This is a genomic window from Flavobacterium sp. CSZ (genome assembly GCF_015350725.1).
In the GTDB taxonomy this organism is placed as follows: Bacteria; Bacteroidota; Bacteroidia; order Flavobacteriales; family Flavobacteriaceae; genus Flavobacterium.
Window position 1 is genome coordinate 35,828 of record NZ_JADKPQ010000016.1, and the last position, 13,264, is coordinate 49,091.

General features: G+C 34.5%; 7 protein-coding genes. 4 read left to right on the top strand and 3 right to left on the bottom strand.

Going from position 1 to position 13,264, the window contains the following annotated elements; all coding sequences use genetic code 11:
- Positions 1-24 precede the first annotated feature (24 nt).
- Positions 25-2,796: a bifunctional aconitate hydratase 2/2-methylisocitrate dehydratase gene (locus IRZ78_RS17895; RefSeq protein WP_194617835.1), complete on the bottom strand. Its 2,772-nt coding sequence runs from the start codon at positions 2,794-2,796 to the stop codon at positions 25-27.
- A 444-nt stretch (positions 2,797-3,240) separates the two neighbouring features.
- Between IRZ78_RS17895 and IRZ78_RS17900 the strand changes: the two genes are divergently transcribed.
- Together IRZ78_RS17900 and xrtN are read left to right on the top strand one after the other, a co-directional pair.
- The gene (locus IRZ78_RS17900) at positions 3,241-5,742 is read left to right on the top strand and encodes an XrtN system VIT domain-containing protein (RefSeq protein WP_194617836.1); all 2,502 of its coding nucleotides are present in this window, start codon (positions 3,241-3,243) and stop codon (positions 5,740-5,742) included.
- Positions 5,742-6,977 carry an exosortase N gene (xrtN, locus tag IRZ78_RS17905; protein WP_194617837.1) on the top strand — a complete coding sequence of 412 codons (1,236 nt, stop codon included), beginning with the start codon at positions 5,742-5,744 and terminating at the stop codon, positions 6,975-6,977. The genes IRZ78_RS17900 and xrtN overlap by 1 nt, the downstream gene beginning before the upstream one ends.
- 45 nt (positions 6,978-7,022) lie before the next feature.
- On the opposite strand, the gene IRZ78_RS17910 is transcribed toward xrtN, so the two are convergent.
- On the bottom strand, positions 7,023-7,976 hold the full coding sequence (locus IRZ78_RS17910) for a MoxR family ATPase (protein WP_194617838.1): 954 nt from the start codon (positions 7,974-7,976) through the stop codon (positions 7,023-7,025).
- A 78-nt stretch (positions 7,977-8,054) separates the two neighbouring features.
- The gene (locus tag IRZ78_RS17915) at positions 8,055-9,485 is read right to left on the bottom strand and encodes a peptidylprolyl isomerase (RefSeq protein WP_194617839.1); all 1,431 of its coding nucleotides are present in this window, start codon (positions 9,483-9,485) and stop codon (positions 8,055-8,057) included.
- Positions 9,486-10,017: 532 nt separating this feature from the next.
- On the opposite strand from IRZ78_RS17915, the gene IRZ78_RS17920 reads away from it, so the two are divergent.
- Both IRZ78_RS17920 and IRZ78_RS17925 read left to right on the top strand, forming a co-directional pair.
- A complete protein-coding gene (locus tag IRZ78_RS17920; RefSeq protein WP_194617840.1) occupies positions 10,018-11,460 on the top strand; it encodes an alpha-amylase in 1,443 nt (480 codons plus the stop codon).
- Between the two features lie 155 nt (positions 11,461-11,615).
- On the top strand, positions 11,616-13,205 hold the full coding sequence (locus tag IRZ78_RS17925; protein ID WP_065448355.1) for a peptide chain release factor 3: 1,590 nt from the start codon (positions 11,616-11,618) through the stop codon (positions 13,203-13,205).
- Positions 13,206-13,264: the final 59 nt, after the last annotated feature.

Here is a 13,264-nt window from a genome sequence, read left to right on the forward strand (position 1 = left end):
ATAATGATTATAACTAATGGCAAATTACATTACCAGCAATTTATGAGAAGGTGCAAATCTGGTAAGGCTAATACCTTCTACTGCTGCTGTATATTCAGCAAGTGTAGGAGTTCTTCCTAAAATTGTAGATAAAACTACTACCGGTGTAGAAGAAAGTAATGATTCTCCTTTTTTACCTTCAGTATCCTCTACAACTCTTCCCTGGAAAAGACGTGTTGAAGTTGCCATTACAGTATCTCCTTTTGCCGCTTTTTCCTGGTTCCCCATACAAAGGTTACACCCAGGGCGCTCTAAGTATAACATGTTCTCATATTCAGTACGCGCCGCTCCCTTAGGCGCATTATCGTTGAATTCAAAACCAGAGTATTTTTGTAAAACTTCCCAGTCACCTTCAGCCTTAAGTTCATCTACAATGTTATATGTAGGTGGCGCTACTACAAGAGGCGCTTTGAACTCAACCTTACCGTGTTGGTCTTCTATATTTTTAAGCATTTGCGCTAAAATCTTCATATCTCCCTTGTGCACCATACAAGATCCGATAAATCCAAGATCTACTTTTTTCTCTCCTCGGTAGAAAGAAAGAGGTCTAATGGTATCGTGGGTATATCTTTTAGAAACATCAACATTGTTTACATCCGGATCAGCAATCATTGGCTCGATAATCTGATCCAAATCTACTACAACTTCAGCATAATATTTTGCATTTGCATCTGGAGTCAACGCTGGTTTTTCAGCTGATTTGATCTCCGTGATTCTCTTATCTGCCTTATTGATCAATCCCTGAAGAACTTGTTTTTCATTGTCCATTCCTTTGTCGATCATGATCTGGATTCTGCTTTTCGCAATTTCCAATGATTCAATTAAGGTATCATCTTCAGAAATACAGATAGACGCTTTTGCTTTCATCTCTGCAGTCCAGTCTGTAAATGTAAAGGCCTGGTCAGCAGTTAGAGTTCCAAGATGAACCTCGATGATTCTTCCCTGGAAAACATTCTCTCCACCAAACTTTTTAAGCATTTGAGCTTGCGTTGAATGAACAACATCACGGAAGTCCATGTAGTCTTTCATCTCACCTTTAAAAGTCACCTTTACAGATTCCGGAATCGGCATTGAAGCCTCACCTGTAGCCAGTGCAAGAGCAACTGTTCCTGAGTCAGCACCAAAAGCAACACCTTTTGACATTCTTGTATGAGAATCACCACCAATAATGATCGCCCACTCATCAATTGTAATGTCATTCAGAACTTTATGAATTACATCTGTCATTGCGTGATAAACTCCTTTTGGATCACGAGCTGTGATTAAACCAAAATCGTTCATGAATTTCATCAGTTTTGGAATGTTTGCCTGCGCTTTTTTATCCCAAACCGAAGCGGTGTGACAACCTGATTGGTAAGCCCCGTCAACAATTGGTGAAATTACTGTAGCAGCCATAGACTCTAACTCCTGAGCAGTCATAAGACCAGTAGTATCCTGAGATCCTACGATATTTACTTCTACACGAACATCAGAACCTGCATGTAATACTTTACCGGCAGTGATACCAACAGCATTTCTGTTAAAGATTTTCTCTACTGCTGTAAGTCCTTGCCCTTCAACAGAAATTTCTTTTGATGGAGCAAATACAAGAGGAGCTTCGATATCTAAAACTTTTGCTGCTAATGTTTGAAGCTTTTTACCAAATACAATTGCATATGATCCTCCAGCTTTTATAAATTCCATTTTCTGAGGCGTGAATGCCTTAGAGATGTCTATCAATTCCTGATCACCGTTGTATAATTTTTTTGTTTTTGTGTTTATTGTAAGTACAGTTCCTGTAGCCACAGAGTAAGCTTCTTCAAGAATTGGCTCATTATTCTCATTTCGAATAATGTTTCCTTCTGCGTCAAGCTTTTTAACCCAGTTTTTAAGATCTAAACCAATACCACCTGTAACATCAACAGTTGTTAGGAAAATTGGAGAAATTCCGTTTGTTCCCGCAACAATTGGAGCAATATTGATAAAGGGAACATAAGGACTTGCTTGTTTACCTGTCCAAAGTGCCACGTTGTTTACTCCTGACATTCTGGATGAACCTACACCCATTGTACCTTTCTCAGCAATCAACATAACGCTCGCGTCAGGATGTTTTGCCTGTAATGCTTTGATTTCCTCCTGAGCCTGAGGCGTAATCATACATTTACCATGAAGTTCACGGTCAGAACGTGAGTGCGCCTGGTTACCCGGAGAAAGTAAATCTGTCGAAATATCTCCTTCACCAGCGATATAAGTAACTACTTTAATTTCTTCAACTACTTCTGGCAGTGAGGTAAAAAACTCTGCCTGTGCGTAACTTTTAAGAATTTCAATAGCAATTGGATTACCATTTTTAAATGCTTCTTTAAGACGGTCTGTGTCTGCCTCATAAAGGTAAACCTGTGTCTTAAGAACATCTCCTGCTTGTTTTGCAATAGAAGTATGATCACCAAGCGCTAAATCCAACAGCACTTCAATTGAAGGCCCGCCTTTCATGTGTGATAATAACTCAAAAGCAAAAGCAGGTGTTATTTCTTTTACTTCGGATTGACCGAGAATAATTTCCTTCAAAAACTTAGCTTTCGTACCGGCTGCACTAGTAGTACCTGGTACAACATTATAAATAAAAAAGTTCAGAGAATCTTCTCTGTACTCATTATTCACATCTTTAATTTGTTCAATGATTTCGCTTAATAATTCAGCGCCATCAATTGGTTTCGGGTTAAGCCCTTGACCTTTTCGTTCTTCAATTTCTTGGATGTAATCCTGATAAATATTCATAATAAAAGTCTTTTCTAGGTATTTTATTTTTTTGTACGCAAATTTAGGTATTAAAGCCGACAATTAAAAAAAATATAATAGAAGTCGCCTTTTCAAAAATTATTATTGCTAAAAAACGATTTTCACTGCTTGTTTTTGTCAAAATATCAATTTTGAATTAAAAAAATAAATTATTGATATTTTAAAATCTTTTCTTTAACAAAGTCGGAATTTGCTGTTATAAATGAAGTCAGATTTTACCTCTATTTAAGCAAAGAATGGTTCTAAATAAGTAATTATAACGTTATAGTGATCCTTTATTCCCACTTTTTCTTCTACATTTTTAGAAAAATCAATTGCTCATTTTCCATTTTTCATTCCATCCAAAAAAAATCAAATAAAAAACTTGTAAATCAAATTATTTTATAGCTTTGCAATTCAAAGTACTTTTAAATAAATACAACTATGAAACACAAATTAGATATTTTAGAATATTACACTCAAAAACCAGGAGTAGTAATTAGTTTAATTGTAACACTGCTAAGCAGCATTTTCCTAATTATTGCTCTTCTCTCTCAAGAGCATCATTTTCGTAATTATCAATCCATTGATGTACTAAGTCTCATATTCGAATTTGTATATGGAGTTGGAGTTTCTTTTTTAATTCTTAGAAAAAGGCAAACCTATATTCACTTAGTTCCTTTCCTTGTCCTAAACTGGTTTATTGGCTGCTTTAGTTTAAATACATTTATTCCTGTTTTTCAGGATCTGCCCCTATGGGTTTATTTAGCCACTTTGGCTTTTTGTCTCTCTAATTTTTTTATTTACAGAAATTCAGATCAAAAAGCAAATACCTCTATCGCCTTTTTCATAAATGGGGTATCGTTCTCAATCATCTTATATTTTGCGATTTACCTCATTCCCATTATGCCATTCTCTTTTATGGGACTTATAGCTTTAGGAGTAGGTTTCTATGGCTTGGTACCGGCCCTTGTTATTATTATCCATACAATCACCATTATTGGATATCTCAATAACAATAAAAATTATGCTGTTTGTTTTAGCGGAGGATTTTTGGTGGTATTAACTAGCATGATCCTCTTTACTGTAGGATTAAATATTGAAAGCAGAAAAATAACTCAATTGAATACTATCAATTCATTTGACCAAAACAATGAGCTGCCACATTACATCTCCGTTTCTCAGAATTTAAAACCTAATTTTTTTAACGAAATTCTATTAAAAAAAGACCTCGTATACATTCCGCTTCACGATATATTTTCTTTTAGCACTTTTAATTCCTTTGGCAGCAAACAATTCAACGAGCGTAAAACTCATAATCCGTTTATATCTATTGCCTATTTGTTTTGCCAGGACCTTAATCTGGATTACGATGATAAAATAAACATTCTAAAATCAAACTTTGATAAACGATTAGAAACCGAGGAACAATTATGGAGCGGAGATGATTTATTTACCAAAAGCATTAAAGAAGATGTAAAAATCTATCCCCAAGCACGCTTGGCCTATACGGAGATCACAATGAAAATTGCCTGCGAGCAAGAATCCTCGAGAAACGACAAGGAGGCTATTTATTCTTTTCAATTACCGGAAGGTTCTGTGGCAACATCCTTATCATTATGGGTAAACGGAATGGAAAGAAAAGGAGTTCTCACTACAAAAGAAAAAGCGAAAGCGGCGTACAAACAAATTGTTGGTGTAGAATACCGCGATCCCTCTTTAATGCAATGGAAAGAAGGAAATAAAGTGGTTGTCAGGGTTTTTCCCATTAACTATAAAACCCCACGCACCTTTAAATGTGGTTTTACAACTCCTTTAAAAGTGGAAGACAATCAAATGAAATACCAAAGTCTATCTATAAAAGGCCCGAATATTTCCAATGCCCAAACCATATCAAGAATCCAGAGCGTTGGAAATACAAAAATAGAAACCAGCAAAGATTTTGAGCTTAATAAGGATTACTACATCAATCAATCCAAAGGACTAGACCACTGGGAAGCCACTATGCCATTATCTAAAACTCTAGAATCAAATTCCTTTGTCTGGAAAGATAAAGTTTATAAGGTCAGAGACATTGAGAAAACAGCTATCGCGTTTAGACCTTCTGAAATTATACTAGACCTGAATAGCAGCTGGACAACCAAACAAATAGAATCTTTTGTGGACTTAAATAAAACGAATTTGTTTGTTATCCTAAATGGACAAAAAAAAGAAATCAACAAAGACAATTTTAAAGCTATCGCATTAGAATTTGAAGATCTGCAATATTCTTTACTGCCTCTTTATAAAATGACTCCGAAGAGCTTAATCATTACAAAATGCGGTACATTTTCGGCCAATTTTGAAGAACTTGAAGATTCCCGTTATTTAAAGAAAATAAGAACCCAAACAAAAGAGAGAAATTTAAAAGTCATTAATATCTCATCGGATATCAACCCGTTTTGGCAGACTGTCAAGGAGCAAAAATATGTAGATTATTTTCAAACCAGCTTAAAAAACAGCTTAGAACTCATTGATAAAAATCAATTTATTTTATTTAAAACAGAAGCAAACACGGTCAATATAGAACCTTCAAATATTTCGATTGTAGAAAGCGCGCAAACCAGCGCTACTAAAAGCAATGGACCAAATCATATTTACAGAATGTATGCTTTTGGAAAAGTATTAGACCAGCAAGTCAAAATTCAGAACGATTCACTGGTTCAAAACCAATATGTAGATCTGGCAAAAGACGCCAATATTGTAACGCCTATATCTTCTTTAATCGTTCTTGAAACTGATGCAGATTACAAAAATAACGGAATTGAGAAAAACGTTGACACACTAGGAAATGCCTCTATAAACAACGATGGCGCTGTTCCTGAACCACACGAATGGTTACTGATTATTCTGGGATCTACAATACTTTTCTTCTATTACAGAAAAAACAAAAAGCAAACTATCTAATGAATATTATATTTCAATACAAAAACGCAATTGCGATACTTATTCTGATTTGCTTATTGGCTCTAAATGCCAATATAGTGATGTCCGGGCTTGATAGTAATCTCTTCGGAATTGTATTTTCAATCGTATTGTTTCTAATTGGGGGTAGAAAAACTTCATTTAATATAAGCTACCCTCTTTTAGTTTTAATTTTTGCATTAGAATTTATAAGCTTTCGTTTGCATACCAAATCTTTGCATTTTTTAGCTTTGGCATTGCTAGCCTGCTTTTTATATTATAGTCTTACCGGAAAATTTTCATTCATCGCCTTTATCTGTATTTTATTATTCTCATCTGTTTTCAGTACTTTTTTTGATTATTTGACTGTAGAAATCAAACAAACTCTTTGTTACGGCGTATATCTGACTTTAAAAGATTTCATCCCAATAACAAAGATCGAAGGTGTTAATTTTTTTATCAACAATGCGAAAATCACTATAGATACGGCATGTATGGGATTGTCGATGTTTAAAACCGGTTTGCTAGTTGGAGCTTTTTTACTGACTCTGGAAGAACGAAAACAACATAAATATTTCAATATAAAACAAATCTTTCTGTTCTGTTTTATGGTGATTTTATTCAATATCATTTCGAATTATTTTAGAATCGTAACTTTAATTTTATTTAATTGCACAGAAGAGAATACTCTACATTACACTATTGGTTTACTTTGTTTTGCATTTTATCAAATTATACCAATGTTATTCTTCATTGGTTTTTTCAAACCGGATCAAGAAGAAACACTTCATTCAAATTCTAATAAATCTGCCTTCTTTCTTATTTCAATAGCATTTTCAATTGTACTGGTAACCAGCTTAGAAATCAAAAAAGAATTGAAACATAATTTGCTCGAAAATTTAAATGCAACTTATAATCTTGAAAAAGGAATCTGGATAAGTCCAGAAGTTTTTAAAATTGTAACTCATGAAAAACTTATCTATATTAAAACTCCGTCGCACAATCCTTTGGTTTGCTGGACAGGAACGGGGTATAAAATTATTGAATCCAAAGTGATCAAAAAAAACAACGAAGAAATATGTTTTGTTCGAATGGAGAAAAATAACATTCAATATCACTCCTATTGGTGGTACGAGTGCGACAATAAAAAATATACTTCACTTGCAGAAGTACTTCTAATAAAGCTTTTTCAAAATAAATCTGTTCGATTAATCAACGAAACCAGGATTCCAAAATAGACAAAAAAAAGCCTGATATTTTTTTAATATCAGGCTTTTATATATTTACATCAACTTCTGGATGATAACTTCTTCGGTTATTCCTTCCGCATCTGCTTTGTAGTTTTTAATAATTCTGTGTCGTAATATTCCCGTTGCAACTGCTTTTACATCTTCTATGTCCGGTGAGAATTTTCCATTAAAAGCCGCGTGGGCTTTTGCAGCTAAAATTAAGTTTTGAGAGGCTCTTGGTCCTGCTCCCCAATCCAGGTAATTTTTTACAAAATCATTCGACAATGCATTATCTGGACGTGTTTTACTCACCAGGGTTACAGCATATTCAATCACATTATCGGCAACAGGTATTCTGCGAATCAAATGCTGAAAATCGATAATTTCCTGAGCCGTAAAGAGTGGATTGATAGTTGTTTTAGCATCAGAAGTTGTTCGTTTTACTACCTGAACTTCTTCTTCAAAAGTTGGGTATTCTAGCTTTATAGCAAACATAAAACGGTCTAATTGCGCTTCCGGCAAGGGATAAGTCCCTTCCTGCTCAATTGGGTTTTGAGTGGCTAATACAAAATAAGGTAAATCTAATTTATAGTTTTGCCCTGCAATGGTCACTGAGCGTTCCTGCATGGCTTCCAGTAAAGCGGCCTGTGTTTTTGGCGGTGTTCTGTTGATCTCATCGGCTAAAATGATATTTGAGAAGATGGGTCCTTTTATAAATTTAAACTGTCTGTTTTCATCCAGAATTTCACTTCCTAAAATATCAGACGGCATTAAATCAGGCGTAAACTGAATTCTTTTAAAATCTAATCCTAAGGCTTGCGCCAAAGTATTGATCATTAACGTTTTTGCCAATCCCGGAACACCTATCAAAAGTGCGTGTCCGCCGGAAAATATACAAAGCAAAATTTGGTCTACAACTTCATCCTGGCCTACAATGATTTTTGCTATTTCGGTTTTTAATTCATTTCGTTTCTGAACTAAATTATGAATTGCTGCTACGTCAGACATTTAGATATATTTTTAAAATTGAAAAGAGTTAGCTTTATGAATTCATAAAACTAACTCTTTTTATTTATTTAATAAAACTTATTTTTTCAACCAGTTGTACACAAAATTACAATCTCTGTACTCTCCAATAATTTTAATGTAAGTATCTTTTATTTTAGTATCAAACCACTTTGAGATTGTTGTGATTTGTTTTTCTTTCAATGCTAATTCTTTAATCTTAGTATAATCCTTAGCATAATCAGCCGTATGGGCATCAATTCTATTGGTGATAGTAATAAGCTTGTAAGTCTTTTTACCTTTATCATCTGTATTTAAAACCGGCTGAGAAATTTCATTATCCTTCAGATTAGAAACCTGGCTGTATAGAGTTGGATCCATTTTAGTTAACTCAAAACGTGTATCCTGAGTATTAGGATTGATCAATGTTCCACCGTTTGCTCTTGTCTCTTTCTCATCAGATTCAGTTCTGGCAGCCTCAGCAAAAGTAATTTCTTTGTTTTCTATTTTATTTCTGATATTGGTAATTCTCTCTTTTGCATCTTTCAAAGCTGTCTCAGAAACTGTAGGTGCAATTAAAATATGACGTAACTCCACTTCCTGTCCTTTTATTTTGTCTACCATAATAATATGATATCCAAAATTAGTTTTAAAAGGTTCTGAAATCTCGCCTTCACCTAAACTAAAAGCAACATCTTTAAACTCTTTTACAAATGGAGTTTTTCTGGTCATTTTATAAAACCCTCCATTTGGCGAGGATCCCGGATCTTGCGAATACAAAACTGCTTTGGTAGCAAAACTAGATCCTTCCAAAACATCTTTTCTAATAGCGTTTAATCTGTCTTTTACCTTTTGCTCATCTTCTGCAGAAACTTTAGGTTCTACCACGATTTGTGCTACTTCCATTTCAGCTCCAAAAGTTGGCAATTCCTCTTTTGGTATTTTCTTAAAGAAATTACGAACTTCCTCAGGTGTAATTTCTACTGCGTCAACAATTTTCTTGGTCATTTCAGAAGCTAATTTTTGCTCCTTTAAGATATCGGAAAAATAAGTTTTAAATTCTTCTACCGAATTTTTCTTATAATAAGCAACCACTTTATTGATATCTCCTACCTGCTGAATCATATAATTCAATCGGTCATCCATCATGCCTCTTATCTCTGCATCACTCACAACGATACTATCCTGAATCGCCTGGTGCGCGTACAATTTATCTTCTAAAAGTTTACCAAGCATCTGGCATCTTGTAATATCTTTTACAGAACCTCCCTGAGCACTAATTTCTAAATATGCCTTATCAATATCTGAATCTAAAACAATATAATCTCCCACATTGGCTATAATACCGTCAACTTTTTGCTTCTGTCCACTTTGTAGTTGAACTGGTTTCTGGATCACAGTATCTTTAATAATTTCCTGAGCCGAAATGATTGAGTTGAAAAAAAATAAAAAACACATTGTCAACACTAATTTGTAATCAATTGTTTTTAACTGTAATTTTTTTAATAACATTATTTTAAATTTAATTTGAATCTTGCTTTAGAATTTCGTTTTAAACCACAATCACTTTAAATGTATTTCCCCTATATTCTACTGAAAATACTAAATAATTAAGATCTAGTTCTTTTTAACTTATAACGAACAAAAATAACAATTCAATTACATAATACAACTATCGGCTATACTATTAACAAAAAATTATAGGGATGATCGCTGAATTTCATATAGAAGAACTCTTTCCATGCGATTAATCTCTTTAAAAAAAGGCCTAAATCCTTGCCAGAACACTCACAAAGACCTATTTGAGCAATATTTTAAATCGATTTAAAAGAAGCAAACTTTTGATGAAATAAAAAAAGTTATCAATACTACAACGTTTTCGTGACATAAATATTTTCCTATAAAAACAAACCGAATCAAAAAACCTATACTTTAGATGAATAATTGATAATTATTAGATATAAAAATTACGAATAACCATTGTAAAACCTTTAATAAATATCAAATTAAAAACTTTATTATCTAACCTAAACCAAATCTTATTATGAAAAAACCTATTGTAAAGATGTATTTGCTTGCAGTAAGCGCTGCATTGTTTTATTGCTGCTCGCAAAACGAAACAAACCAAGCGGAATCACAGGCAAAGAGTGAGCAATTTGAAATCATTAATGTTACGCATCACGAGGGAAAACCTTTTAGCACGGGAACTTCCAGTTCCTCCCAAACGGGAAAATACGTCGATAATCCCGGAGGTGGGGTTATGATGCAGGCTTTTTATTGGGATGTTCCATCGGGTGGAAATTGGTGGAACACCCTAAGTGGTAAAGTAGCCGCCTGGGGTAATGCAGGAATTGGATCTATTTGGCTTCCGCCAGCCTCTAAGGCTCAAAACGGAGCTTTTTCTATGGGATACGATCCAACTGATTACTTTGATTTTGGAGATTATAATCAAAATGGATCTGTCGAAACCCGTTTTGGTTCCAAAACCGAACTGGTGAGTTTAATTACCAATGCACATGCCCAAAATATAAAGGTATATGCTGATATTGTCATTAATCACAATAGTGGCGGACAATCTGAAGCAAATCCCTTTACAGGAACCAATACCTGGACCAATTTTAGTGGGGTTGCTTCAGGAAAATTCACCCGTAATTATAATGACTTTTATAAAAATAGTTACGGCAATAATGACGAAGGTGCTTTTGGCGGTTTCCCTGATTTGTGCCACGCAAATCCTCATGTACAGGATTGGCTTTGGCTAAGAGCTGACGCAGTGGGTAAATATTATAAAAATACCATGAAATTTGACGGCTGGAGATTTGATTACGTCAAAGGATTTGGCGCCTGGGTTGTAAATGCATGGAATGCGAATGTAGGGGGTTTCTCGGTGGGGGAATTATGGGATTCCAATGTAAATGTACTCAATGACTGGGCTAATAATGCCAATAGTTCTGTTTTTGATTTTGCGTGTTATTATAAAATGAATGATGCTTTTGACGGAAATAATCTGGCTCTCTTAAATGATGATATGATGTGGAAGAGAAATCCATACAAAGCCGTGACATTTGTAACCAATCATGATACAGACGAAATTTCTAATAAACTACTAGCCTATTCTTATATCCTGACTCACGAAGGGTATCCAACAATATTCTATAGAGATTACGAGGAATGGCTCGATAAAAACAAATTAAACAACCTGATCTGGATTCATAACAACAAAGCAACGGGTACCACTTCAATTTTATATTCAGATGATGATGAATATGTGGCCAGAAGAAATGGATATAACGGAAATCCTGGATTGGTAGTTTACATCAACAATTCAAATTCGTGGCAAGAACGATGGATTCAGACCAATTGGACAAACGCTCAAATTAAGGATTTCACCGGAGCATCTACTTGGTATCCAACAACACAGGCTGATAAATGGGTAAAAATTCAATGTCCGCCAAAAGGATATACTGTTTGGTCACTTAATCAATAATTTAAAAATTAATAATTTCAGGGCTGTTCTAAAAAGACAGCCCTTTTTTTGTTTCGAATTTATCTTTAATAAAACCAAAGACTTCCTAATTTAAGAAGTGAATATTTTTATTAAGCCGTAATTAATAGTACTTTTGCAACCTATTTATACGAAATATGAGCTTTTTAAAAGAAATACAACGCAGAAGAACATTTGGAATTATATCGCATCCCGATGCCGGTAAAACAACTCTAACAGAGAAGTTATTGTTATTTGGAGGGGCAATTCAGGAAGCAGGAGCTGTAAAAAACAATAAAATTAAAAAAGGAGCAACCAGTGATTTCATGGAAATCGAACGCCAAAGAGGTATTTCGGTTTCAACATCCGTACTTGCTTTTAATTATAAAGAGAAAAAAATCAACATTCTTGATACTCCCGGACACAAGGATTTTGCCGAAGATACTTTTAGAACTTTAACAGCTGTTGACAGTGTTATTGTTGTAATCGACGTTGCAAAAGGGGTCGAGGAACAAACGGAAAAATTAGTAGCTGTTTGTAGAATGAGAAATATCCCGATGATTGTTTTCATCAATAAATTAGACCGTGAAGGAAAAGATGCTTTTGACTTAATGGATGAAGTAGAGCAAAAACTAGGTCTAACGGTTACTCCTTTGAGTTTCCCTATTGGTATGGGGTATGACTTTCAGGGAATTTACAATTTATGGGAGCAAAACATTAATCTTTTTAGTGGAGACAGCCGTAAAAACATCGAAGAAACTATTGCTTTCTCTGATGTTCAAAGCCCTGAACTGGAAAAAATTATTGGCGCAAAACCAGCTGATAGATTGCGTGAAGAATTGGAACTCATCGATGAAGTATATCCAAAATTTGATCGTCAGGATTATTTAGATGGAAAACTGCAGCCTGTATTTTTTGGTTCGGCCTTGAATAATTTTGGAGTTCGCGAACTCCTGGATTGTTTTGTAACAATCGCTCCCTCTCCAAGACCAAAAGATTCTGAAACTCGCCTGGTAGATCCTACTGAAGAAAAAATGACTGGTTTTGTTTTTAAAATCCACGCTAATATGGATCCAAAACACAGAGACCGTTTGGCATTTATTAAAATCGTTTCGGGAACTTTCGAAAGAAACAAACCCTATTACCATGTTCGCCAAAAGAAAAATTTAAAATTCTCCAGCCCAAATGCCTTTTTTGCTGAGAAAAAAGAAATCGTTGATATTTCATATCCAGGGGATATTGTTGGTCTGCACGATACAGGAAACTTTAAAATTGGTGATACGCTAACAGAAGGTGAAATCATGAGTTTCAAAGGAATTCCGAGTTTCTCTCCAGAGCACTTTAGATACATCAACAATGCTGATCCTATGAAAGCTAAGCAATTAGAAAAAGGAGTTGATCAGTTAATGGATGAAGGTGTGGCGCAGTTATTTACACTGGAGATGAACAACCGTAAAGTAATTGGAACTGTTGGAGCGCTTCAATATGAGGTTATCCAATATCGTTTAGAGCATGAATATGGCGCTAAATGTACCTATGAAAACTTCCCGGTTCATAAAGCGTGCTGGGTAAAACCTGATGATGCTAAAAATGATGAATTCAAAGAATTCAAACGTATCAAACAGAAATTCCTCGCTCATGATAAATACGGCCAATTAGTTTTCTTAGCTGATTCTGACTTTACAATTCAAATGACTCAAAACAAATATCCAAGTGTGAAGTTATTCTTTACCTCGGAATTTGATTAATATTTTCTTTAAAAGAAAAATACCTAAAAAGGCTGTCTAAAAATTAAGACAGCCTTTTT